Origin of the sequence: Shewanella piezotolerans WP3 (assembly GCF_000014885.1) — a bacterium.
In the GTDB taxonomy this organism is placed as follows: domain Bacteria; phylum Pseudomonadota; class Gammaproteobacteria; order Enterobacterales; family Shewanellaceae; genus Shewanella; species Shewanella piezotolerans.
In genome coordinates this window covers 4,616,925-4,642,943 of sequence record NC_011566.1, presented here as the reverse complement: position 1 = coordinate 4,642,943, position 26,019 = coordinate 4,616,925, and the positions used below count along the sequence as shown (strand labels likewise).

The 26,019-nt window shown below is 42.2% G+C and carries 19 protein-coding genes and 1 riboswitch; of the genes, 11 read left to right on the top strand and 8 right to left on the bottom strand.

Annotated features, from left to right (window positions below; translation table 11 throughout):
* Positions 1-58 precede the first annotated feature (58 nt).
* The 3 genes from SWP_RS19755 (at position 59) to katB (ending at position 3,091) form a co-directional block, all read left to right on the top strand.
* Positions 59-496 (top strand): PaaI family thioesterase, encoded by a 438-nt coding sequence (locus SWP_RS19755; protein WP_020914412.1) that lies wholly within the window; start codon positions 59-61, stop codon positions 494-496.
* 121 nt (positions 497-617) lie between these two features.
* Positions 618-860 (top strand): YgjV family protein, encoded by a 243-nt coding sequence (locus SWP_RS19750; RefSeq protein WP_044556120.1) that lies wholly within the window; start codon positions 618-620, stop codon positions 858-860.
* A gap of 767 nt (positions 861-1,627) precedes the next feature.
* On the top strand, positions 1,628-3,091 hold the full coding sequence (gene katB, locus SWP_RS19745; RefSeq protein ID WP_020914407.1) for a catalase KatB: 1,464 nt from the start codon (positions 1,628-1,630) through the stop codon (positions 3,089-3,091).
* 109 nt (positions 3,092-3,200) lie between these two features.
* Here the strand turns inward: katB and SWP_RS19740 are convergent, their stop codons facing one another.
* Positions 3,201-3,755 (bottom strand): TMEM165/GDT1 family protein, encoded by a 555-nt coding sequence (locus SWP_RS19740; RefSeq protein WP_044556119.1) that lies wholly within the window; start codon positions 3,753-3,755, stop codon positions 3,201-3,203.
* A 12-nt stretch (positions 3,756-3,767) separates the two neighbouring features.
* A riboswitch (yybP-ykoY riboswitch) is annotated at positions 3,768-3,956 on the bottom strand.
* Between the two features lie 466 nt (positions 3,957-4,422).
* On the opposite strand from SWP_RS19740, the gene SWP_RS19735 reads away from it, so the two are divergent.
* A complete protein-coding gene (locus SWP_RS19735; protein WP_020914402.1) occupies positions 4,423-5,622 on the top strand; it encodes an amino acid permease in 1,200 nt (399 codons plus the stop codon).
* A gap of 203 nt (positions 5,623-5,825) precedes the next feature.
* Positions 5,826-7,985: a S46 family peptidase gene (locus tag SWP_RS19730; RefSeq protein WP_020914401.1), complete on the top strand. Its 2,160-nt coding sequence runs from the start codon at positions 5,826-5,828 to the stop codon at positions 7,983-7,985.
* A gap of 73 nt (positions 7,986-8,058) precedes the next feature.
* On the opposite strand, the gene SWP_RS19725 is transcribed toward SWP_RS19730, so the two are convergent.
* Positions 8,059-8,796 (bottom strand): hypothetical protein, encoded by a 738-nt coding sequence (locus tag SWP_RS19725; RefSeq protein ID WP_020914400.1) that lies wholly within the window; start codon positions 8,794-8,796, stop codon positions 8,059-8,061.
* A 647-nt stretch (positions 8,797-9,443) separates the two neighbouring features.
* On the opposite strand from SWP_RS19725, the gene SWP_RS19720 reads away from it, so the two are divergent.
* On the top strand, positions 9,444-9,728 hold the full coding sequence (locus SWP_RS19720) for a hypothetical protein (RefSeq protein WP_020914399.1): 285 nt from the start codon (positions 9,444-9,446) through the stop codon (positions 9,726-9,728).
* 170 nt (positions 9,729-9,898) lie between these two features.
* A complete protein-coding gene (locus SWP_RS19715) occupies positions 9,899-10,615 on the top strand; it encodes a Crp/Fnr family transcriptional regulator (RefSeq protein WP_020914398.1) in 717 nt (238 codons plus the stop codon).
* A 38-nt stretch (positions 10,616-10,653) separates the two neighbouring features.
* Here SWP_RS19715 and SWP_RS19710 read toward each other — a convergent pair whose 3' ends face one another.
* The 4 genes from SWP_RS19710 to SWP_RS19695 form a co-directional block, all read right to left on the bottom strand.
* Positions 10,654-11,376 (bottom strand): RNA pseudouridine synthase, encoded by a 723-nt coding sequence (locus SWP_RS19710; RefSeq protein WP_020914397.1) that lies wholly within the window; start codon positions 11,374-11,376, stop codon positions 10,654-10,656.
* A gap of 8 nt (positions 11,377-11,384) precedes the next feature.
* Positions 11,385-12,095 carry a DUF998 domain-containing protein gene (locus tag SWP_RS19705; protein WP_020914396.1) on the bottom strand — a complete coding sequence of 237 codons (711 nt, stop codon included), beginning with the start codon at positions 12,093-12,095 and terminating at the stop codon, positions 11,385-11,387.
* A 284-nt stretch (positions 12,096-12,379) separates the two neighbouring features.
* Positions 12,380-13,363, bottom strand: a complete 984-nt coding sequence (locus SWP_RS23110) for a Cytosolic protein, putative (protein ID WP_020914395.1) — start codon at positions 13,361-13,363, stop codon at positions 12,380-12,382.
* A gap of 324 nt (positions 13,364-13,687) precedes the next feature.
* Positions 13,688-15,982, bottom strand: coding sequence for a S9 family peptidase (locus SWP_RS19695; protein ID WP_020914394.1), 2,295 nt, complete (start codon positions 15,980-15,982; stop codon positions 13,688-13,690).
* Between the two features lie 595 nt (positions 15,983-16,577).
* Here SWP_RS19695 and SWP_RS19690 point away from each other — a divergent pair.
* Positions 16,578-18,566, top strand: a complete 1,989-nt coding sequence (locus SWP_RS19690; protein WP_020914392.1) for a tetratricopeptide repeat-containing diguanylate cyclase — start codon at positions 16,578-16,580, stop codon at positions 18,564-18,566.
* Between the two features lie 36 nt (positions 18,567-18,602).
* On the opposite strand, the gene SWP_RS24275 is transcribed toward SWP_RS19690, so the two are convergent.
* Both SWP_RS24275 and SWP_RS19685 read right to left on the bottom strand, forming a co-directional pair.
* The gene (locus SWP_RS24275; RefSeq protein ID WP_187148514.1) at positions 18,603-18,752 is read right to left on the bottom strand and encodes a hypothetical protein; all 150 of its coding nucleotides are present in this window, start codon (positions 18,750-18,752) and stop codon (positions 18,603-18,605) included.
* Positions 18,753-19,461: 709 nt separating this feature from the next.
* Positions 19,462-20,811, bottom strand: coding sequence for a Na+/H+ antiporter NhaC family protein (locus tag SWP_RS19685; RefSeq protein WP_020914390.1), 1,350 nt, complete (start codon positions 20,809-20,811; stop codon positions 19,462-19,464).
* A 365-nt stretch (positions 20,812-21,176) separates the two neighbouring features.
* Between SWP_RS19685 and SWP_RS19680 the strand changes: the two genes are divergently transcribed.
* The 3 genes from SWP_RS19680 (at position 21,177) to SWP_RS19670 (ending at position 25,957) form a co-directional block, all read left to right on the top strand.
* Positions 21,177-21,701 (top strand): DUF3087 domain-containing protein, encoded by a 525-nt coding sequence (locus SWP_RS19680; protein WP_020914389.1) that lies wholly within the window; start codon positions 21,177-21,179, stop codon positions 21,699-21,701.
* An 832-nt stretch (positions 21,702-22,533) separates the two neighbouring features.
* A complete protein-coding gene (locus SWP_RS19675; RefSeq protein ID WP_020914388.1) occupies positions 22,534-23,814 on the top strand; it encodes an O-acetylhomoserine aminocarboxypropyltransferase/cysteine synthase family protein in 1,281 nt (426 codons plus the stop codon).
* A gap of 271 nt (positions 23,815-24,085) precedes the next feature.
* Positions 24,086-25,957 carry a GGDEF domain-containing protein gene (locus SWP_RS19670; RefSeq protein ID WP_020914387.1) on the top strand — a complete coding sequence of 624 codons (1,872 nt, stop codon included), beginning with the start codon at positions 24,086-24,088 and terminating at the stop codon, positions 25,955-25,957.
* The last annotated feature ends 62 nt before the right edge of the window (positions 25,958-26,019 follow it).

Sequence of the window (26,019 nt, the reverse complement as noted above, 5' to 3'; positions counted from 1 at the left end):
AAACAATCCCGCTTACGCAGTAGACTGTCGACAATAACTACAACAATGGATGTAACAGATGTCGATTTGGTTTAGACCGGTAAGCTTAGAAACGTGTGCCAAGATGGATTCAGGAATGCATGGCAAAGGTACACTAATGCAAACAATGGGGATTACCATCTCAGAAATTGGTGATGACTATATGAAGGCAACTATGCCGGCATCTCCTGCAGTGCATAACCCTCTCGGCATTGTGCATGGTGGTGCGAACGTGGCGCTGGCTGAAACTGTTGCCAGTTATGCCGCTAATTTCGTAGTCGATTTTGAGCAATATTATTGTGTCGGACAAGAGATCAATGCTAATCATCTAAAAGCTTCGCGCAATGGCACATTAACGGCGACAGCAAAACCTATACACCTTGGTAAGCGTAGCTCTGTGTGGGAAGTATTAATCCACAATAGTGCCGGTGAACTATGCTGCATATCCAGAATGACTGCTGCTGTAGTAAAACGCTAATAAACAATAGTAGAAGGTAAGCTCACTACAGAGCATTTAATTACGCAATAAGCTTGTTGCATTGGCAATCTATTGCTCATACTCAGTATATGATTTTTTTAGGATAAAGGTTGGAGCTAAAATGGATAGCGCAACAATATGGGAATGGGTCGGGTATTTAGCCTCTGTGGTGGTTGCCATATCGCTGATGATGTCAAATATCAAAAAGCTACGTTGGTGGAACCTGATTGGTGCAGCACTGTTTGTGGCCTATGGCTTAGCCATTGACGCCATTCCCGTCGCATTGGTCAACTTTTTTATCGTACTGATTGATGCCTATTACCTAGTTAAGCTCTACAAACCAGAGCCGCAAAATAAAGATTAGCTCTATATATCAATTCCATTAAAGAATTGCGCATTCAGCGGGAGTTAAAATCACTTTAGACAAGTAAGTGGCTTATTGCTAATCGTTATTCTATATCGAATGCCATATGCGCTGTATTAAGTGATTTTAAAGCCGCACATTGTGAGTGTCTCAGGGCTTTCACTGCTACGTTGCATTGTCTCAAAAGGGAATAACCATTTCTTCCACAATGTGCCTTGAATTGAAAGCCCTGCGAAAGCTCTGGACTGAGTATACCCTTAATGGAATTGGTACTATAAGTTAAGGAGGTAACTTGGTTTTGTCTGCTAGTAAATTTGTGTAAACAGCAGAAAAATTCTTGCTATTGCTATTCATCCTGCTTATTTCTTGAGCTTTTAACTGCTATCAAGTCGTTGTTTAGCATATTTGCTTCTATTTCAGAGTTTAATTCTGACTTGTTAAGGTGTTGATTTGTATCAATATTTGTCATTTTCTGCTGCGTTAAGTTTAGACCTCTCTACCCTACGAACTCTCATCAAATGATTAAGCAAAATAAGGTTGCTAACTTCTGGCAGATTAATCTCAAACATCTAATCTGTTATTTAGTTTAAGTTAATCTGCTTTAATCGTTTTATTGTTTTGTGTGTGGCGACTAGTATTACTGCATCGACACGGTTTATATCGTTATCACGCCAAGGCACTTCATTAAACAGGGAGAGCAATCATGGCCACTTTATTTGATTTAATCGAAATTTGGTTACAAGCAGAGCAAGATTGAGGAGTAATTTATGAGTCAGCAAAACCGAGTACTTACTGCACAAAATGGCGCACCCATTAGTGACGATCAAAATTCACTATCCGCAGGTGAACGCGGACCATTGTTGCTTCAAGATTGGCATTTAATTGAAAAGCTAGCACACTTCAATCGCGAACGTATCCCTGAACGTATTGTGCACGCCAAAGGCACAGGTGTTTACGGTACGTTTACCCTGACAAAAGATTTAAGTGAATTCACACTGGCAGACCATTTCAATGGTGTAGGCAAGCAAACTGAGACTTTTGTACGCTTCTCTACCGTTGGTGGCGAGATGGGCAGCGCAGATGCTGAGCGAGATCCTCGTGGTTTTGGTCTACGTTTTTATACTGAGCGCGGTAATCACGATATTGTCGGCAATAATACTCCGACCTTCTTCCTGCGTGACGGGATTAAGTTCCCGGACTTTATCCATACCCAAAAGCGCAACCCGCAAACGAACTTAAAAGATCCCCATGCGATGTGGGACTTCTGGGCACTTAATCCTGAAGCGCTGCACCAAGTGACGATTCTAATGTCAGATCGCGGTATCCCAGCTAACTACCGTCAAATGCACGGATTCGGTTCGCACACTTTCTCGTTTTGGAATGCTAAAGGCGAGCGCTTCTGGGTTAAGTTTCACTTCAAAACCCAGCAAGGTATCGCTAATTTAACGGCTGAGCAGGCAGATATATTAAAAGGTATCGATCCTGACTCTTCTCAGCGCGACATGGTGGTGGCGATTAATGACGGAAACTTCCCTAAATGGAGCGTTAAAGTTCAGATCATGCCTGAAGCTGAAGCCAATACTTATAAGATCAACCCATTCGATCTCACTAAAGTATGGCCTCATGCTGACTACCCATTGATTGAGATTGGCGAGTTAGAGCTTAATCGAATGCCTGAAAACTATTTCGCTGAAGTAGAGCAGGCGGCACTGGCACCTAGCAACTTAGTGCCAGGTGTGGGCGCATCACCAGATAAGATGCTGCAGGCGCGGTTATTTGCCTATGCAGATGCGCAGCGCTACCGTATTGGCGCTAACTATAATCAACTGCCTGTAAACTGCCCCCATGCAACCACGGCAAACCATCATCAACGTGGCGGTGCAATGGCTGGGACTCAGTGCCCATTCTCCGGGAGTCAAACGGGTGGTGATGCGAGCCGTAACTATGGCCCTAATAGCCATGACGGTTTGCAGGAACAGGCACAATTTGTCGAGCCACCACTGCGCTTAGATGGTGAAGCCGACCGCTACAGTCGTTACAATCAAGATGACTTTAGCCAAGCAGGTGATTTGTACCGTTTGTTACCAGAAGAAGAGAAGACTAGATTAATTACAAATATTGTTGGCACTTTGAGCGTAGTGAGTGAAGCCACTCAAGCTAAAATGGTTGGACACTTTAGCGCGGCGGATAGCGACTACGGCCAGCGTGTAAAGCAAGCATTAGGCTTGTAGAGGCCGGAAAACCAATGACAAAAGCAAAGGCCTGTGGGGCATGACTCCACAGACCTTTTTACTCGTATCTAAATCATTTCGGCATGAACGGGCTCAGCTAGAACCGATGCTAAAACATCAAAGTCACCACACCTAACAAAGCAAAAAGTACTGCACAGCCTCGATGGATCCAGTGCATGGGCAGTTTCTCTGCACTAAAGTGTCCAGCAATCACCACAGGTACATTGGCGATTAACATACCCAGCGTTGTCCCCATCACTACCATTGCTAATGCATCGTATTTTGCAGAAAGTACAACGGTAGCTATCTGTGTTTTATCGCCCATTTCGGCTATAAAAAATAGCACGAAGGTGGCTAAGAAAGGTCCCATCGAATAAAAACGGCTCTCCTCTTCATCGACTTTATCTGGCACAAGCACCCAAAGTGCAATGGCGAAAAATGACCCTGCGACTAAGTAGCGACCAACTTCTGGACTGATAAAGCCAATAGCCCACTGCCCAAGCCAAGCGGCGGCAAAATGGTTGGCGAGTGTTGATAGAAAAATACCCAGAATAATGGCTGTTTTGTTTTTAAAGCGGGCGGCGAGAATAAGCGCCAATAGCTGTGTTTTATCACCAATTTCGGCAATAGCAACGGTAAAGGTTGAGGCGAGAAGAGCTTCCAATGGTATTCCTATATTAGGGAGGCAAAAATCCAAGCACAATACACCCCTCCCTAAAATGAGTGGTATTGTGCTCAGGTCTTGCTGGGTCTATGGCAATAAAAATGACATCGACTGTAAGTACCATGGCATATGGCCAATTATGTTGATACTTACTCAACCAATGTAAAGCGAATACATTGATTGATAGCTACTCCCCTGAAGCAGAGCTGAGCATTATAGTGATAATGCAGTTAAGTTCAATGCTAAAAAGGCTACCGATGCCTCAATTTTCAACTAAAACAGTAAAACGTAAACTAAGTGTTACTAAGGCTTTACAGCATTATTGTCGATAAGTATTAAGTTGATTTTATGCTATGAAGATGGCTTGCCCGCTGGGTTAGTAGCTGTTAATGTCGCTTACAGTCATTTTTTAGAGAAAGAGTCGTAATGAAACAATCTTATCGATATTGCCCTCGATTTATCAAGCCTCAGTGGCGAAGTTGATAAGGTGAATATCCGTATTATTTAACTAAGCCGTTGGGGCCAATTGGAATCGTAAGGTCGATGGTGACCAGATTCGATTGGGGGCTGTTAATAGTATTGTTAACTTGCGAAAATATCTCTCCCTCAAAGTCGTTCTAAATCTGACCTACCAAAAATAAATTATAAAATCTAACAGGACAATTTTGTGAACTCAAAAATACTTGGCTCTATAGCCATTGTAGCTGGAACTGCAATTGGTGGTGGTATGTTGGCATTGCCACTTGCTACTGCGTCACTCGGTACTATCCCTGCACTGCTTTTATTAGTCGTGATTTGGGGCGTATCTATCTACACCTCTTTATTAATGCTCGAGATCAACTTGCGTGCTGGCGTCGGCCTAAACGTACATGCGATTACTGGCAAAACCTTAGGTAAATTTGGGCAACTTATTCAAGGGGGCTCATTTCTAAGCTTACTGTTCGCGTTGACTATGGTCTATCTGATGGGAGGCTCGTCGCTGCTTGAGTCCAAGATGGAACTGGTTGGCATGCAGATGGACAACCAGATCGCGGTACTGCTGTTTACCGCTATTTTTGGTGGTTTTATTGCCGTCGGCGTACGTTGGATTGATAAAGTATCTCGGGTTCTATTTACTTCGATGATCGCTCTTCTGGTTATTGTTGTAGCTTACCTGCTACCAGAAGTGGATATGAAGCTGTTGATGAACAATTCAACCGCGGGCATAGTTGCAGGTAGCGATTTAACTAACCTATGGTTAGCCGCTATTCCAATTGTGTTTACCTCTTTTGGTTTCCATGTCTGTATCGCGACTATCGTGCGCTACCTAGATGGTGACGCAATCTCACTACGTAAGGTGCTTATAATTGGCTCTACTATTCCGTTGGTGTGTTATATCCTTTGGTTGATGGTGACATTAGGCACGTTAGGTGGCAAAACGGTTTATGGCTTTGAAGGTTCATTACCGCTATTGGTTACAGCGCTGCAGGGCGTGGCAGATTCTGCCATCTTACAGCAGTTTATTGACCTGTTTGCTAACCTGGCATTGGTAACGTCGTTCTTGGGTGTGACCATGAGTCTATTTGACTATGTGGCTGAACTAACCCGTGCAAAAGATAATGCCTTTGGCCGTGCTCAAACTTGGTTATTGACCTTTATACCGCCACTTTTATGTGCGCTTTACTATCCAGATGGTTTTTTCCAAGTACTAGGTTTCGCCGCTATTCCACTGGTTGTGATGATTATCTTCCTGCCAATCGCCATGGCTTTAGGGCAACGCAAACAAAATTTGGGCGGTTATCAAGTGAGTGGTGGCAGCGCCGCATTAGGCGCTGCAGGTGTGTTGGGTGCAGGGATTATTGCCGCGCAGCTGTGGGTTGCACTATAGATAAAATCGAAATGCAACGTCAGCTTTACAGATGATGCATCTAGAGTCTGTTTATTAGTTAACATCTTGTGATAAAGTCGAGTGTCGATATTTAAATATTGGGCTCGGCTTTTTTGTATCTAAAGCAAAGTAAAGCCTAAATTAGTTGTATCTAGCGGCAAGTAAGAATAATAATCCTAAAAATAAAAAATGGACTTAACAACATGAAAAAATGGCTTTTGACAGCTGCAGCAATGGCGACCTCTTTTGGTGCTATTGCTGATGAAGGTATGTGGCAGCCTTATCAGTTGCCTGCAATGGCAGACGAACTGAAGGCAAAAGGGTTGGAGATCGATGTTAACTCGATTTCAAAACTAACTGAATTCCCAATGAATGCCGTGATCAGCCTTGGCGGCTGTACAGCGTCATTTGTTTCACCAAAAGGACTGGTGGTAACCAACCATCACTGTGCTTATGGTTCAATTCAATACAATTCAACGCCAGAGAAAAATTTACTTAAGGATGGCTTTTTAGCTAAAAGCTTTGCTGAAGAGTTGCCCGCTACGCCAGGTTCTCGTATCTATGTGACAGAAGCTGTCACTAATGTGACCAGCGAAGTGAAGTCAGGCCAAATGAGCAAAGTGGGTAATGACTTCTACAAAGGCATTGAGCAGAAAGAAAAAGCGCTAGTGGCTGAATGTGAAAAAGAAGATGGATACCGCTGTAAAGTGTATAGCTTCCATGGTGGTCTTGAGTACTACCTTGTAAAGCAAATGGAAATTCGTGACGTGCGCCTAACGTATAACCCAGCAGCAAGCGTGGGTAAATACGGTGGTGATATCGATAACTGGATGTGGCCACGTCATACTGGAGATTACTCTTTTTATCGTGCCTATGTCGGCAAGGATGGTAAGCCAGCAGATTTCAGCAAAGATAACGTTCCTTACGAGCCAAAAAGCTTCTTAAAAGTGTCAGCTAAAGGCGTCAGTGATGGCGATTTTGTGATGGTTGCTGGTTATCCTGGACGCACCAACCGTTACCGCACGGCTAACGAAGTTGAAAATCAATTTGAATGGGCGTATCCAGAAGGGAAAATTTTACGTGAGCGTCTCATTGAGATCATCAAAGAGACTGCTCCAGAGGGTAGCGATGAGCGTATTAAGTATGAAAGCTCAATTGCTGGCTTAGCAAATTACGCTAAGAACTTCACTTCGATGATCGAGTTCTATGGTAAGTCAACCATGCTTGATGACCGTAAAGGGCTAGAGCAAGACTTAGCAAACTGGATTAAGGCCGATAAAAAGCGCCAAGCTAAATATGGCGAAGTACTTGCCCAGCTTGATAAGTTAATTGCTAAGGGACAGCAAGGACAAGAACGCGATTTATTGATGAGCTATATGGGTTATAGCACCATGATAAGCACGGCTGACCGTTTATATCGCTTAGCGAATGAAAAAACGCTACCAGATATGCAGCGTGAGCCAGGATATCAAGATCGCGATATGACCCGCTTTACCTCTGGTATGGAGCGAATTGAGCGCCGTTATGCTGCCAGTGTGGATCAGGCAATGTTAGCGGACTTAATTAGCCGTTATGCCGCACTACCAAAAGATCAGCGCTTACCAGCGTTTGATAAAGCCTTTGGTATTAAGAATAATTTTGATGCGGTTAAGTTTAATAAGACGCTTGGTAAGATGTATGCCAATACTAAGTTGTCAGACAAAGAAACACGTTTAGCTTGGATGGACAAATCAGTCGCTGACTTTAAAAAGTCAAAAGACCCATTCATTCAGTACGCTGTTGCGACATATGATGAACGTATGAAGCGTGAGAAAGAACGTAAACAGCTTGCGGGTGACTTAATGAAGGTGCGTCCACAATACATGGATGCGATCATTGCTTATAACCGTGAGCAAGGTAAGCCAGTGTATGCTGATGCAAACTCTAGCCTACGGGTAACAGTGGGCAATGTGAAAGGCTACTCACCTGAAGATGGTCTGCAAGCAGTGCCATTCACTCGTCTAGAAGGTATTTTGGCGAAAGACACAGGTGTTGATCCATTCGATGCACCTAAGAAGCAACTTGAGCTTATCGCTAACAAGCAGTACGGCGATTACTATGTTAAGTCGCTAGATTCTGTGCCAGTTAACTTCCTATCAACGCTTGATACCACAGGCGGTAACTCGGGTTCACCAACCTTGAATGGCCGTGCTGAATTAGTCGGTCTGCTATTTGACGGTGTATACGAGAGTATCATTGGTGATTGGGGTTACGATCCTGACACTAACCGTTCAATTCAAGTTGATAGCCGTTATATGCTTTGGGTGATGAAGTATCTGGATCATGCTGATAACCTACTTGAAGAGATGGAAATTGTGCATTAATCATATTGATTATGATTAGTTAGCCTTTTGATGCGAAAGCCGAAACATGAAAGTGTTTCGGCTTTTTTGTTAGTTAGTCTATATTCCACATTGGCTGACCACCGATGTTGTAAAAAACATTGTGCTGATACTTAAATGGTTCTCTACTTTTGATATTGAGAACTTCAAGCAATTGGCTGGGCAATATTGCTTGGCACGAACAATTTGCATTTTTTATTGCATTGATAAATTTTCTATCAGCAGTAAGAAAGTAATCGATGTTGCACATTTCTGCACTCCACAAATGAAATGCATCTACATATTGTGCTTCTTTTTGCAGTACTCGACACATTGTATGGAAATTAGGTAGTGAATTTACATTTTTAATCACTTCTTTTGGAACTGGCTTATTTGTTACGATATTCAATATATCAGCTTCTATATTTTCTTTATTTAACCATTTACAAAATTCAATAACTTGATCGTTATGTAGGTACTCAGTTAATGATGCTTGAAAGAAATAAGATCGTTCGATGGCGGGAGGCACTTCATGCATTATGGTGTTTGGGAATAATTGTCCTAATCTAGAGGTATCAGCAGAGCCAGACCTTTTCCAGTTTTCTAAATCTAATTCAATATAGCGATAAGCAGTGATCGCTTTATCATTAACTAATTTTGAAATGCTGGGCAAGCAACTTATTTCTTCTCTCAACCAGTCTCCATCCTTACCTACTAATGGTTTTCGTACATATCCGATGACGTCATTGATTTTTTCTGGCGTTAATATATCGCCGTAAGTAACTATATTTTGATCGATTAAGATTGACGGCATTAGATACTCTCGAATGAAAAAAGATTTTAATTGGTCGTAATGTGCACTGATACTGGATGTCATGATACCTGTAAAAGAATATTTAGTAATTATAATCAAAGGGATGAGTTTTCTTGAACTAAAACCGAAAAATCAAATTTAGTTTGATAAAAGTCGTGGCGCTTCGCCCACATCCGAGCCAAGGGGAAAGCGCTTGCCCCTTAGCGAATCCTCATCGGCCCGGCGAAATTTAAAAAGCGAAATTTCCAACGGGGTGAGATTAGCCCGTGCAAGCTAGGCTTTTAACTTTACTCCAGTGCTAACTGAGAGCGTCGTTACTTATTAGCATCAAACTGAAAACTCTAATGCAACAAGTTTGCGCTTGCTAACTCCGTGTAGATACGGCCGTGACCTTCCATGACATGGATGTCATGGCGAGCTTCCACGGACGGACTTGCTGCGTGTCACGGTCGTATCTGCACATGCGCCGACCGCAGGTCATTGGATGAACGGCTTAGTAGCAGAAAAAATAAACCGCTATCGCTATAGGTTTGTCCGATAGCGGACATTCTTTTAATTTGTAAAACCGTACCCTGTTCTGTATCGAAAATACGCTCGGCTGCGTAGCCTATTTCACAGCTGAGTTTTAACTCTTAACAGGTGATAGAGTGAAACCGTTTTTAATTGTCATGCTGAGCTTATTGGCTTTCAGTAGTGGAGCCAGTTTTGATGAAAAGGTGGCGGCTTCGTTTGCGGCCAAATATGAAGTCTGTGCGTTAAAGTTAAAAGATACTCAAGGTTATAAGTTGAAGGCGCTAGGGCTTAAAATTAAGGCTGATGAAATTGGTCGAGATAAGCTCAGTGCGGATTACATTAAAGCCTTTGTTAAAGAGAAGAACAAGGCGTGGCTACTGCCACTGCATAAATGCAAAAAATTTGCGGATAGATTGTAGCTATTCACCATTAACGTTTTTTGAAACGATCAATCAACATTGAGGCTATTATTGGCCTGACCGTTCACTGTGGGCGGTTTTCTTATATCTAGTACCAGCATCCTTCTTGCCTCTATATGCCATAATAGGGCTAGCTAACCATTGCCAAACCATCTCTTTAAGGTATTAATTTGATTGATTCTACGCTGCTAAAAGCACTTAATTGGAATACTGAACTCTCGACTGATTTGACTGAAAAGTTGTTATCGATTGCTCAGCTTAAAACGCAATTGAAAGCGAGTGAGATGGATGAGGCAAGGATTGCGCATCAAGGTACAAGTTTTGTGCTAGAAGGCACTGTAACCATTTGCCTGCAAACCCCGAACTTGAAAACGGTCAATAATATCGTGATGGGAAAAGGCGAATGGTTTGGTAACTATGACAGCAACAATGCCAGTTATACGCCTTTTTTTATTACAGGAATAGGTGCGGTAAAACTGATCCATTTTAGCAATTTTGATCTACACCGCTTGGCTCAGGAGAATATTGAAATCTATAAATGGTTTCATTCATTGTCGGTAATGGCCAAAACTAAATGGCTGCAGTCGCAATTGATGATGAGTGAGAATAAGCTAAAGCGGGTAGTGTATTTGCTTTTGGAGCTTGCAGCTCATATTCCATTATTACGTGGTGAAACTCCTAAAGTGTCTATATCTCAACAGCAAATCAGCCAAATAACCGGTATTGCTCGTCAGCGAGTTAATGAAGTTATTAAACAGCTGGAAAAAGAACAGTTATTGCAAATTAAACGCAGCTGCATTTACCTAACAGACTTAACTGGGCTGGGACACACACTGGATAAAGTTGATTTGAGTCTGCGAGATCCAAGGTTGATGATAGATCTTTAGTCATTTATTTATAAGCTAGATTGCTTAAAAATAAATGTTCAGTTGGCAGCAACGGATGCCAGTAAATCAGCTAACTCTGTTGAGCTCAGAGGTCTCATTGAACCCTCTAGCAAATTCCCAAGCTGCAAACTTTGAATCGAGATCCTTTTAAGATCAATCACTTTAAACCCGAGTGCATGAGACATGCGGCGGATCTGTCTGTTCAACCCTTGAGTTAAGATAATCTCATACCTGTCGACGTCTAAACGAGTAATAGTGCAGGGCAGAGTAGTAACACCTTTATAGCTTACGCCAGCAGCCATATTTGCCAAAAACACTTCATCAAACGGGCGGTCAACTTGCACATGATAAGTTTTGCTGTGGCCAAAATCGGGGTGCATTAATTGGTGGGTGAGTTCACCATCATTGGTCAGTAGTAGCAATCCGTGTGAGTCTTTATCGAGCCGACCAACAGGGTAGAGTCGTGGTGAAACTGGTAATAGGTGGATCAGGCTATTAGGCAATTCGGCTAACAAGCGGCTATCGGTACCAACAGCCTTATTAAATAACCAGTATGCTTTAGCCTCAACGGCTTGGATTAACTCACCATTGACTATAACGTGCTCTTGGCAGCGTTGACCTTCAGGCGTATCAATTAGAGTCACACTATCGACATGGTTGGCGAGACGATCATTGAATATGACCTGCCCATCTCGGATTAAACGGGTTGCAGCACGTCGTGAACAGCAGCCCGTGATGGCTAAGTATTTTGCGAGTCTCATGGTATGTGTTATCGCTCTCCAGCAAGGTAGCGCTGTGATAGTTCTAGATAGTTCTTTATCGCTATTCTTCTCACTGTCCAGGCAAAAGATAAGCACCAAAGCAGAACGACATTGGTTTGTAGCCACATGGTGATTGCTACCCAGCATGGTGTGCTTTCTGGGTGTTCACAGGGGCTAAAGTCGAGGGTATTCCAATCGAGTTGTATCACTAAAGCTGTTGCAGCGATAAAACCCAGTATGCTCAAGGTGAAAATGGGGCCTTTACAGATAGTATGTTGACTGAATCTATCTGTGATACATAAAAAGTACATCAACACTGTGCCGAGTAAAAAGCAGGTTGATACTAATCGATGCATTTCAAGATAGTTGATAGGAAACACGCCCATCAGTAACACACACATGCCAACCCAGCCGCCAATTAGTGACAGGTAATGACTAAAAAAACCTTGTTTGAGTAGATATAAGCCGAACATGGCTAACATGATACAGATACCTGTGATCATCAGTGCGATATTAAACACAAAGGCAAATTTAGCGTTATTGTAGTCACCTAAAAAATCAGAACGACGATTGAAAACAAGATCACCGATAACTTGGTATTCGGCCCAAACAGAGATGGAAACACCTGTAGCGGCGATGAGTGCACCGAAGAAAATAGTCAGTACGACTAAGCGGTGCAAATCATACTGCATCGATTGATACTTTATTCTATCTTCCATCAAGTCCTCTATCCATTACGCGGCGCCTAGTATATACCCAAGCTACTTGAAAGTGCAGGTTGTGTTGAGGGAATCGATTCTAGGCAAAAGTTTGCAGTTTAACATTGCGCCTGCATGAAGAAGTTGCACCACTACAGCGCCTAGTGTTGGACTAGCTTATAACCTGCCTGAATATCTTCCTTTGTACAAGAATTTGATTTTTACGGCAACTCTCTCTACAAGAAAGTTGGTTCGGAAAACGCTGGGGATTTGTTCGTGAGTAAGATACAAAAAAAGTGTGATTTTCAGCATAAAACCAAGGCAGAGAGCCCTGCGACGTTTTTGTAACCATGACCAAATATGCGCTCTGTGGTGTAAAAACAGCGCTTTTGAATACTTTCAGATAGTTGCTGATATATTTTTTTAGGATCGATATCTAAATGATTTATATGGTACTGGATTCTGTGAAAAAGTATGACTCGAGAACGAAGCGAAAATCGCGATGTGTTATTACAGGATTGAAGGCCACGATAAAAGAACGAAAGCGTCCTACGTTTCCTTATTTTCAGAAAGAAGCTAGCTGGATCAATCTGTTGTTGTCGATATTGTAAAATTGTAGATTTTAATATCCCCAACTGCAGTAAAGCGCGTGGTATACGGTGGCCAACACCTGGTAGCGGAAAGCGAACTCTGCAACTTTGGAAGCGCTTCATATGCATAGAGTCAGGTTTATAGAGTGGATCATAAATAATGGTCAATGGGATGTCACAATCAGCAGAGTCCGGAGATGCATTAAGGTGCTGAGCAGCTTCTCTAACTTTTGGATCCCAAGAGGCAATGGATATGTCGTAGGTGCTAATGGGCATCAGCAGCAAGGCACGGTCTAGGCGTAAATTCTTAGAAAACATCGATGTGGCGAAACCGCCGCGACTGACACCATAACCGATGCGTTCACAGAAACAATCCAAATGCTTGCCCAGCTTTTCGGTAAATATTACAAGCTCATTGGAAGTGAAATAGTTGCCTTTGCCTATATGGTTGAATGAGATGACATTCATCCGTCGTTTTGCAAAGAAATCGTATCCCCAAGGTGTTTTATTTTCAATCAAATCTGAATCAGAGAATGCTTCACTACCAGGAGGAAAAGTGATCATCAGTGGTTGCGCGGTATCAAATATATGATATTGAATAACAACATCGTCAACCTGTAAGCGAACAGTTTGGTTGAATAATAACAATGCTAGTTGCTCCTGAATCTGCTCTAGGTAAATTGAAAAAGGGCTGAGCATATCTGTAATTCGCCTAATTTTACTGAAAGCTAATATATCGAGAAGTCATTACCTCCTTGAATGTGATCTAGCTCTAATTAAAGAATTAAAGCTTTAAAATCAATAAGTAGATGTGTGTAGGTTGTCGGTGTACTTGTTGTTGGCTGGTTTGTAAATTGTGCAGCATGTTGCTTGGTTGTGTGTTTTGTGAGCAGCTTTTAACTGTTACAAATTGCAGTTTAGTATCGTTAGTTCGCTCGTAGAGGCTAATGGGTTGTCAAAAAAGGGCAAATGAGGCTCAATATCCTCTTTTGCCCTTGAGAAGAGTTTGCTTGCTATGATGGATTAATTTTGTTCAAACTGATATTCCTTCACTGGTTTAGCACCAAGCAAATGTTCGACAAAATAGTCCCAACGTTTACGTACAAAGTAATCGCTGTCATTAAGGAAATGATCGCGGTTTGGATAGATCATCAAGTCAAAATCCTTATTGGCTTTAATGAGTTTATCAACCAACTGCATGGTCGCTGCTGGGTTTACGTTATCGTCGAGTTCTCCATGAGCTAGTAATAGCTTACCTTTTAATTTGGCAATACTGTCCATATTGAGATTGGTTTGTTCGTCCCAATGCTTGGCAACAGGATAGCCTAACCAAATCTCGTTCCAGCCGGTTTTATCAACTCTAAAATCGTGGTTACCTGATGCTGCAACGCCCACCTTAAAGAAATCAGCATGCCTAAACATCGCTTGCGCAGTGTCATAACCTCCAGCTGAAAAACCGTAAATACCGACTCGGCTAGCATCTAAGTAGCTGTGCTTTTTAGCAAGATCTTTGATGGCTTGGACATGGTCATCGACACCGGCGGCTAAATTCTCGTAAGCTACTAAATGAAAATCTCTATCGCGCTTACTGGTGCCGCGGCCATCCATTTTTATAACCACAAACCCAAGTTCAGCAAGCGATTGTGCTTGTTGGAAATAGCTCCAAAAAGACTTAGGAGTGAAAAAGTTATGTGGTCCAGTATAAGTCGCATCAATCACCGGATATTGTTTGCTTGTATCAAAGTTGCTGGGTTTATACATTAAGCCATAGAGCTTAGTTTTGTTGTCATTGGCGAGCACTTCAAAGGGCTCTGGTGCGCGCCACCCAATGGCCATCAATTCACTCACGTCAGGATTGCCGACGGTCATCACCACTTTACCATCGATTGTGCTACGTACCTTGCTGCTCGGTACGGTTTGAACATTAGAGGCAATATCGACAAAGTAACTGAAGTCTGGCGCTATACGTACGCTGTGCTCTAGTGCTTCAGGAGTAAGCAATTGGTGGCCAGAACCATCTAAATTAACTTTATATAGGTGTCTTAGATAAGGATCGCGATCATCAAACCCACCTGATGCTTCGTAATATAGCGTGCGGGTTGTCTTATCCAATGCACGGTAAGTCCTGACAAAACAGTCGCACTGAGTGATTTTGTTCTTGAGCTTTCCGCTGGCTAAATCATACAAGTAATACTGTTGTTTACCAGATCGCTGGCTTGGCCAAATGACCTCATTTGACTCAGGTAGCACCCAAGCATCTTGTGCCCACGGATCAAGGAATTTATCGGACTTTTCTTCCACAATGAGCCTTACCTGATGGTTTTCAGGGTTGTACTCATGAAAGCTTATGCGTTTTTTTGCTCTGGCTTGCTCGAAGAAATAGAAACGATTGTTGTCTTCCCACCAACCCCACAGCGGACCACCGTAATAGGTTTGCTGCAAATCTGGTGCAGCGACTTTGGTGACTTTCTTACTCGCTACATTGACAGAGTAGATATCACCTGTTGGTAAGTGTTCATCACCTGCGAGTGGGTAATAGTAACTATAAAGTTTTGGTCGAAGGCCTTCGTCATGACTTGACTGAATAAGGTGTAACTTGCCGACTTTTTCGCGATTCAGCCTGTGGGTCAGTACTGTTTTACTATCCGCTGCCCAGTAAACACTGAGTCGCTGTTTAACCTTGGCAGGATCTTTGTTGATAAAGGCTTTTGGGTTCTGGTTTTGTACTGCATAAGGGTAACCTTCAGTGCCATCAAAAGTAAGCTGAGTGATCTTGTTAGTGGTTAAGTCGGTTAAATAGAGATTCCAAGATTTGACACTAATGGCATAGTTGCCATCTGGAGAAGAGTAGTTGGGAGTACTCTCTGCTAGCGTTTCAGCGTTTAGTTCGCAGGTACTGTTTAGGAGAACACATCGATATTTTTGCTTATTATAAGTCATGCTTAGCAGATTGCTTTGCAAGTCTACAGTATGGATCTTGATATAAAATTCAGTGCCATTTTCATGCTTGAGATTGGCCTTTAATTTTTGATGGTCGAATAGGACTGAAACCTTAGCTTCTGCTGGCTCAACTTTGTAGTAAGTGTTATTGCCCGTTTTATCTCTTTCACTAAACCAAAAGTCGCTCGTGTTACCTATCCAATTAGGTTCTACCGCTAAGTTTCGTACTTTCTTACGCACATTTTTCGGCAAGAAGCTTTCGGCACGCTGGTAATCGACCTGAGTTACGTTTGGTTGTGGGGAGGTATTTGGGGTTGGTGTCGCGTTGCAAGCAGCAAGCATTGCACAGGCGAGCAGCATACCTGACTTTTTAATCATCTAAATCTCCAGTCTCTTCATCTTGATTAAGCAGTAAAGTTCTTATCGACCACAGAGTATTAAATAAGATGGATAATGTATACATTTTGTTGGTGTATTGCAGGAAGAAGTTTGCAAAAATGTCGACACACATTCCTGGCTTCGAGTCGTAAGCTGAAGTTAATTTACTGAGACTTTACAATGAATCGCTAAAAAATGTGGAATGCTGCTGAGATGACCACTAGAACTATTTTAGCCTTTACCTAAATTGGCTAGTTTACTCGTTAGAATAAATTGCTTTGAATGTGGCCGTTTTCCAGTAATTATAACTAATAATGGCTTGTATTAATTTATAATAATACTAATGAGTTGAATAGGACCTACTTTTCTTATCATTATCTTTTTCGAGTAGTTTCAATTTGATTAAAGGTTTTATATTTATTGGATGGTTATATTGTATACGTTGTGATAAAAATATAGGGGTTATGTGGCAACGAATAGGCTATTTAATTAGTCCTGCAATTAGTTATTGAGCAACTTTTGGGGAGTACTCATTTTACTTACAGTCATAAGCAAGCCACCGTACTCAATCTTGTTTTATTTGAAGGGCATGGAAGTGATAAAAAAAATAGCTCTCTTATCTGTATTGTTTATGTTTTCTAGTTCAATTTTCTCTCAGGAACAATACCATTTTACAGCGCTTGAATTAGAGATGGATCGTATTGCAATTAGATACGGGGCCGACCGCTCAGAGCAGTTGGAGCAATTAAAGCAACTATTAGTTAATAACCCTCAAGCTACCGCAGCAGAGAAGGCCCTCTTTAGTACGTTTAGTTGCAGCTTGAAAGCAAACCTAGCCCCCACATTAGCCGAAGAAAGCCTTGCTGCTCTAAAGGATCTGATGTACGAAAGTCTCAATGATAATTCTGTGAAGGCGGCTGTCGCATTGTGTGAAGCGAGCCTTGCTCAATATGTAACTTCAAGTGATGATTATGATGTTGCACTTTACAAAGCCTTTTTGTTCTCACAACTTTCGGATTTGGCAACATTACGGTATTGGATTGGTTTAAATATTAATGACACTTTTATTCAATATAATGACTTAAAGAGTTCTGAATTAGCATTATTAACTGCACTTGGAGTTGCCATTGATAATAATGACGATTATCGAGTAATCGTTTCTAGTATGAGCCTGATTCATACTTACCGTAAGCAAGGTAAATATGACTTGGCAATTGAATACGCTAATTTGGCTCAGGAGTCACTAAATAATCTAGATGATAATTGGCTTCAAGATCAGGTTTATATTGGCCGTGCAGCAACATTACAAAGTTTAAATAAGTATGATGATGCTCTGTTTTATTACAAAAAAGCATTGGTTAATGCTAAAGAACAGGCTAAATATCGAGAGGTAAAGTTTTTACAGCTTGATATTGCCTTTGTTAAATTAATGCTAAAGAAACCGGGGCAGGCAAATAAGGGCCTGGAAGAGGTGATGAATTATAGCCTTGAGTACGACGATCAATTTCTATTACATCAAGCAAAACTGCTTCAAAGCCATATCTATTTATTTGAAGGCTTGGGTTCTAAATCTACACAATTGTTTAATCAAGTGATTAACTATCTTCAACGAGAAAATTACCCTAAAGAGCTGTTAAATGCTTGGCAGCAGCTTATCCAAGTGGCGAAATTGAGCGAAAATCAAGTGTTAGAGCGTAAATCTCTGCAACGTTATAACGCCTTACTCAATGAGCGGACTGTTAACGAGCGGGCTGTCATGCAAGGAATAATTACAAAGGCTCATAACGGGATCCGCGTATATGACGTTGAACTTGCTGCGCATGAACTAAAGCGACAATCAGTTCTGCAAAAAGAGTTATTGTCGAATAGAGATCAACTGCTCGCTAGCACGATTTTCTTAGCTGCCTTATTGGCAATAATAGGTGTCAGGTTTGGTTGGCGTCGAGTTGCTAGCTATAGGCGAAGAAAAGCAGAGATCTGTCGGCAGCGATATTACGATCCTTTGACTCAATGTTTCAATCGTCGTTATCTCAACGAAGTTATTGTCAGTAAGCTAATTTCATCATCGAAAGCAGGTAATAGCGGTGTTCTGGTAATGATTGATATCGATCATTTTAAACAGTTTAATGATACATATGGACATGCGGCAGGTGATAATGTTCTGAAGGAGGTAGTTAAAACTTTGCAAGCTGATCTACGTCCCAATGATAATATTGTACGCCTAGGCGGTGAAGAGTTTCTAATGGTACTTCCACCAAGCGACAATTTGAATGTCGAAGCTGTTATTGAGCGTATCTTACAGGTAATAAATCGTAATCCCGTTATCATTGAGGATAAGCCCAGAAGGGTGACGATTAGTATTGGTTATATCCCTGTCGAAAAAGTTAACAGTGCTGTCAAAGTGGAGGAGTTACTTATTCTAGCGGATAAAGCGCTATATCATGCAAAAGAGTGTGGAAGAAATAGGGCGGTAGGGATTAGTGAGTTGCAGTGCTCAGCAAATGCTATTGATAATATAGTGACAGCGAAGAATAATGGTCTGCTTAAGCTTTCTGAAATAAGAATCGACGCTAGGGGCTGTTGATCTTTCGAGCTTAGTTTTTGTTCGAATTCAATGCTTCTAGTACAAGGCTTGAGCGATAAAGCTTAGCTGGCTAAGTGAAAAGCTCATAACACCGTAATAGAAGCATTGAATCGAACCCAAAGGGCCGCGTTTCTTGGCTATTTTTACTGTGTTGTAGACTATTTGTGGAGAATAACTAAACGGCATAGCCTCCGCCTTGTCAAAATAGCCAATAAACTGCGGCAAAAACAACCGTGAAAGATCAACAGCCCCTAGTTATACCAATTAGTATAAAGATTTAGTCACTCTGCGAGAGTTTAGCGGCTTTGAGCTAAGGTCATTAAATGCTCTTCGGTAACTGCTCCTGCGTGACTCTCGATAATCGCTCCTGCATTATTCTAGCTTCGAGCCCCTTATACCAATAGCATTAAGTATTTGGCCAGTTCAGAGCCCCCCAGTCTTTACAATTCAAAGCGCATCGGTAAAGAAATGGTTATTCCCTTTTAAGCTAATGTATTGCTCTCGTACCGCCTATATCTGATCTCCAGGGATGAAGGGAATGCCTTAAGCATGTCAGGAACATGCTAGGCCATGTGGTTAGCAATGAATGAAGGACATAGTTAAACTAGGTTCAAGTTCCTTAACGCAGCATCAAGGCCGCTAGAACTCGCCTGTAAGGTGTGTTTTGGCTTGCTACTTCTGTGTTGAATAAACTCATAAGGGAACAACCATTGTGTCATTGCTCACTTTGAATTAGCCTGCCTTGAATGAGTTCGCCAAAAAACTCTGGGTAGATCAATTTCTTATACTGATTGGTATTAAGTAATGTTTGATTGAATTGTAGGCAGAGATTATTGAATTAAAAAGGAGTACCTGAGTACTCCTTTTTAATTTTGTTTTTTAAACGAAAGCTGACTTAAACTCGCTTGCGAAATGCCACAATCAACACGGCAACAACGGCCAAGATCATGCAGTACCAAGCGTGAGTAACCACTTCTAATGGTGATAAGCTGAAGGTTGATGCAACCAATAGTGCTTGTGCGCCGTATGGGATTAGACCTTGAATAATACATGAGAATATATCCAAAATACTGGCTGCGCGCTTTGGGGTAACACCGTGCTTTTGAGCTAAATCTTTAGCTATATCGCCAGTGACTACAATTGATACCGTGTTGTTGGCGACACAAGTATTCGTCGCTGCCACAATACCGGCCATACCGAGTTCTGATGCGCGGCACGATGCTTCGCCTTTGGCTTTAGAGAAACGGGCTATTAGCTTTTCTATCTGCTTACTCACAAACGCAAGTCCGCCTTGCTGCTGCATAAGCGCTGCTAAGCCTCCGACTAACATAGACAGAATGAAAATCTCCTGCATGTTGCCAAAACCAGCGTAAATATCTTGGCCGAACTGGATAACACCGTAGTCCATCGTTAACAGTCCAGTAATCCCCGCTAATAAGATACCCACTGTAAGCACAACAAATACGTTCAGACCCGCAACCGCTAAGAATAGAATCGTTAAATAAGGGATGACTTTAATGAAGTCAATCTCTTGAGCTGCAACGTCAGCCTGCCCTTGGCCAACTAAGGTAAAGATAATCAAGGTGATAATAGATGCCGGGACAGCAAAGATAAGGTTTTCTTTAAACTTATCTTTCATTTCACAGCCCTGAGTTCGAGTCGCAGCAATGGTGGTGTCTGAAATAATAGAGAGGTTGTCACCGAAAAGTGCACCAGAGATAACCGCGCCCGCCATGATGGCCAAGTCGATTTGTGCTTCGTTTGCTACGCCTAGTGCGATAGGCGCCACTGCGGCGATAGTGCCCATTGAGGTACCCATTGCAGTTGCAATAAATGCCGCAATCACAAAGAAACCTGGCAGCAATAAGCTAGAAGGTACTAACGATAAACCTAATGCTACAGTAGCATCCACACCGCCAGTCGCTTTTGCCACGGCCGCAAATGCACCTGCAAGCAGATAGATCATACACATTGCAATGATATTAGAGTGGCCAATACCAGCTAGGAATGTTTCGATTGTTTGATTCAGTTTCTGCTTAGAGATTAGTATGGCAAAAATAATCGCTGGCAGAATTGCAACAACACTCGGCAGTTGATAAAAAGCAAAGTCGACACCTTGGCTTTGAAAGTAAACTCCAGCACCAATAAACAGTGTTAGAAAAAGAAAAAGCGGAGTTAGCGCAAGAAACGATGGCGCTGTTGCGTCAGTTGTTTGAGCTTTTGGGGCGTTACTGGAATTAGTCAAAGTTATCTCTCTTATTTTAAATCAGTCATCGAACCACTGTTCCCATCGCCCTCCTAGCTGGAACAAACTGTGCTTTAAATGAATAAACTCACAGAATGGTACATCTCATTAGTTGAGAGGATATGAGATCAAGAGACGGCTGTCAATTTAGACGTCTAGATGTTTTTACTGCCAAAGTGAACGTTTAGTAAAAGTTGTGACATAAGTAGGATTAATTGCCACTTATTTTAGCAAGAACTTAACTTGCCAACATTGAGGGACAAATACAAATGTTTTACCGAGACAAGGTGGATTTTGGAATATTAACTGGTAGCTATGATGCTAGAATAGCCACTCTTCTATCTGCTAAATCTTGAGAGCCACTAATGCAATTAATGCACGTTGATAAACAGACATATCGAAAGAACACTAATATTGTTATCGCGACGTTTGTTGCTAGTTTGGCAATATTGGCGCTAGTGTTTGGAGCGTTATTGATCCAACTATTTGGCGCATCAGCCCTACCTGATGATGGGTCAACGGGGAATTTTCATTTAAACGTATTAGGTGTGATCCTGTCTTTAGTTGTTTGTAGCGGTGTGTTGCATAGCCAGAAGAGTAAACCTTATATGCGTGAAGTGTATTACGTTTGGCGTTTAAAGCAGTTGCACAATCAAATCTACCGTAAGCTGGCTAAAATAAAAGTGGCCGCTGAAAACAATGATGAAAATGCATTTGTCATTTTGAGCTTCTATTTTGCCAGCCTCAAGCAAGTCTATAGCTTAGATGACAACACCTTGACGATCGCGACAGTCGAGAAAGATCTCAATCAGTTGAATGAAAAGATCGCATCGCTTGGTTTAACTATTTCTGCCGAACAGTTTGAGCCAGAACTGCTAGAGAAAATATAGTACTGATAATGTTTATATTGCGAGGGCTAGCAAAGAGCTAGCTCGAAAAGCTAATAGATAATTGGGCAAAGCTCTTAGCATCTATGGTTCTCATGACCTGCGGTCGGCATATATGCAGATACTGCCGTAACTCGCTGCAAGTCCATCCTTGGAAGCTCAATCATGACATCCGTGTCATGGGCGGTCACAACCGCATCGACACTGAGTTATAAAAGCGAAAATTTCGATATTTATATTTGTGCCTAAGAACAAGCTGTTCAACGACAAATTTGAACTAACATTAATACCAATTGCATTAAGTATTTGACCAGTTCAGAGCCCCTCAGCCTTTTCAATTCAAAGCGCATTGGTAAAGAAATGGTTATTCCCTTTTAAGCCAATGCAAAGCAGAAGTGGAAAGACTGAGGGGCTCACGTAGTGCGGGTTTCAAAACGCTGTATGCTTCGCTATGGGATTTGGATATAGAATAACTATTAGCTCAAATTCCACTACTTGCCTACAGCGTTTTGAATTCCCGCTGAATGGTCAAACTTTTAATGCAATTGGTATAACTCCTCATCGAGTGAGGTAGCATCGGTTGGGGCGCTAAGAGATTGACTCTTATAAAATCAAGATCGGGTGCAAGCGCTTTGCCCTTGGACTTGGGAGAGCCAAAGCGGCACGACTTTGATTTCGATTGTGACTTTAAAACTAGAGGCTGATACTTAGGAAATAACGATGGCGCAAAAGCGCAATAATGAGTGTGTAACGAGTAAAGGAAAAAACATTTAGACTTCTAGATGGCTATTTGTTATGTTCATATTTCAATCAAAAGGAATAGGATATAGCAGGTATGAAACTTGAATCTTTAGCACTGCACCATGGTTATGAATCGGAAGCGACCACCAAGGCGGCCGCTGTGCCCATCTACCAAACCACTTCCTATACCTTTGATGATACTCAGCATGGTGCCGATCTATTCGATCTCAAGGTTCCTGGAAATATCTATACGAGGATCATGAACCCCACCACCGATGTGCTTGAGCAGCGTCTTGCAGCTATAGAAGGTGGCATCGCTGCACTAGCATTAGCGTCGGGAATGGCGGCAATCACCTACGCGATACAAGCGCTTACTGAAGTGGGCGATAATATTGTCAGTACCAGTCAACTCTATGGCGGCACTTATAACTTATTTGCCCACACTCTGCCAAGGCAGGGGGTGGCAGTACGTATGGCAGCCTTTGATGATTTTGAGCAGCTCGATGCACTCATAGATGATAAAACTAAGGCGCTTTTTTGTGAGTCTATTGGAAATCCAGCAGGTAATATTGTCGATCTGAAGCGCTTGGCAGAGATTGTCCATAAACACGGAGTGCCACTAATTGTTGATAATACCGTAGCCACTCCTGTGTTATGTAAACCGTTTGAGCATGGTGCAGATATCGTTATCCACTCATTGACCAAGTATATTGGCGGACATGGCACAACCATAGGTGGTGCGATTGTGGATAGTGGTAAGTTTGACTGGACAGCGCAGCCTAAGCGCTTTGCGCTGCTTAATGAGCCTGATGCTTCCTACCACGGAGTGGTCTATACCCAAGCTTTCGGCCCTGCAGCCTTCATAGGTCGTTGCCGTGTCGTCCCCTTAAGAAATACCGGCGCAGCTCTCTCGCCACAAAGTGCATTCTTATTACTGCAAGGCCTAGAAACTTTAGCGCTAAGAATGGAGCGCCATTGTGAAAACGCTCTTGCCTTAGCGCAGTATTTAGAGGCTCACCCTAAAGTGAGTTGGGTTAATTACGCTGCGCTGCCAAACAGCCCTTTTCAGGATAACTGCTATAAAATCACTGGCGGTAAGGCCTCAGGTATTATTAGTTTTGGTATAAAGGCTGCTGACGGCAAAGTGGCTGGTGGGCAGTTTATTGATGGGCTAAAAATGATCTTGAGGCTAGTCAATATCGGTGATGCTAAATCACTTGCTTGTCATCCTGCTTCAACAACCCATAGACAGTTAGATGCTGCTGAATTGGCAAAGGCTGGCGTATCGGAGGACTTAGTGCGGATCTCTGTGGGCATTGAGCATATCGATGATATCATCGCTGATGTGGCGCAGGCCTTAGAGCAAGCCTGTTAGCTTGCTCACATTTATATTAAAAGGTTAGCTGAAATGCTAACCTTTTTTTGTTTTATATTTCTCGAAAAATACCCACTATACAGAGTGGTTAACTGCCAAAGTAATATTTTCCAGACGCTTTCGTGGCGTGATTGTTTGTCGGTAGGTATTTACAATATGTGCTTAATTTATATTGTAAAGCGCTGTTAAACCTTACAAAGTATACAATTTTTTTTCATGTGTTACCCTGCAGACTGGTACTCAAAAAGAGTTAGGCCTGAAGAGCTGTAATATGTTAAAAAAAATAATAGTCGCTGTCTCATTCTCTCTTTTTATGGCGCTTTTTTCTGTCGCAAAAGCGAACACTATGCTGCTCCAGTTAGAAGCCAAGTTTAAAGATAAAGTTCCGGAAACGGCACTGACCATACTTAATGATGCGAATATCGCCGCCGAAGCGTTAACAGCAGAAGAGCGGGCGCGTTACTACTTCTTGTATGGCCAAGCTTACGAGAAGAGTCGTCAGTTAGCACTGGCTATTGAGAGCTATGATAGAGGGATTGAGCAAGTTGTGTCTTTGGCCATTACAGACATCTTGATTGACAGTTATCTTGAGCGTTCTTTTGCGGTGTACCTGCAGACTAATGATCCTGCTGCTTACTGTGTTGATCGTCGCAAAGCGCTGAAATACGCACGGCAACATGACAATCAGAAGTTACTTGCTAAAACTTTAACTCAAAATGCTTATTGTTATTACACGGCTACAACTGTGAATAAAGGGATTGCGCTGCTCGATGAAGCGATGGCAATTGTTGATAAAGGTGAACAGCTTGATGTCCATAGGAAAGCCGTTATTTATAACGCCACGGGCAGTTTATATCGCACTGCTGGTTTACATCAACGGGCTTATGAGAGCTTTAATAAGGCCTACGAAACATGGAAAACCGTAGACGATAGAGAAGATATGTTCAACATGCAGCACAACATGATCAGTTCGGCGATTAAGTCGGGCGACTGGGATAAGGCTAAGACTAATATCGCTGCACAGTTTACCTTAGCCGAGCAATCGCCAGAGTTTAAAGATTTTTATTTTTTCGCCTATCTCAATGCTGGCCGTGTGGCATTAGGCACTTTTGATTACCCGCTTGCTGTCTCTCACCTAGAACAAGCAGTAGCCTTTAAAGATACCACTCAAGAACGTTATTTTGTCACCAGTAGCCATCTGTTTTTGGCGCTGGCTTATATGCGAACTGGTGAGGCTGAAAAGGCGGCTAGGATGGCGGCAGTTTTTAAGCTAGATAAGCGCTTTCCTGCCAATATGAGCAGCATGACTCTTACTGCTGATGCGATTTTGGCATTTGACGATGGTGACTACTTAGATGCCGTCAATACATTGTTAAAAATAATAGATGAAGAACGTGAAAATAATAAAACTATTATTAATAACAAAGTTATAGATGCAGCTTTGGAGCACAATGCAAAATTGGTTGAGTTTGAAAACGTGTTATTGGCCAATAAGCTCGAGCTCAAGGAGCTGAGCCTGAAAGCCGCCACAGATAAAGAGCGCATCAGTGAACTTAAGCTCAGTATCTATTTTTTAGTGGCTGTAGTGCTATTAGCGGCAATTATCTTCCTGTTACATTCTCGAAAAGTGTTTAAGGGGCGTGCTCAAACTGATTACCTCACCGGTATTGCTAACCGGGGGTATACTTTTGTGGCAGGCGATAGAATCTTAGAAAAAGCGATCAAGAAGCAGCAGTTAGTTTCAGTCATCATTTTCGATATTGATAACTTTAAAAGCATTAACGATCATTATGGCCATCATATTGGTGATCTCACTATTCAAGCGACAACCAAGCGTATTCAGCGTTGGCTCAAGGAGCAAGACCTGTTAGGTCGAATTGGTGGCGAAGAGTTTCTTATTATTTTACCTGATACCAGTGGCGAAGAAGCTGCAGCTATTTCTGAGCGGATCCGCAAGGCGGTGGCATCACAGCCTTTTCAGTTTGATGGAATCAAACTGGAGTTAACGATTAGCTTAGGTATTGCGGTTCTACACGAACAAGCGACTACGCTGAGTGAGCTAGTCATAGAAGCAGATCAAGCGCTCTATAAGGCTAAGTTCTCGGGTAAGAATAAAGTCTATCTCGCTTGGCAGCGTGCCTAAAGCTTAAAGGCCTGTAAGTCATAAAGATTACACTGCAGCCCAAGTCCTCTTGGGCTGCTTAA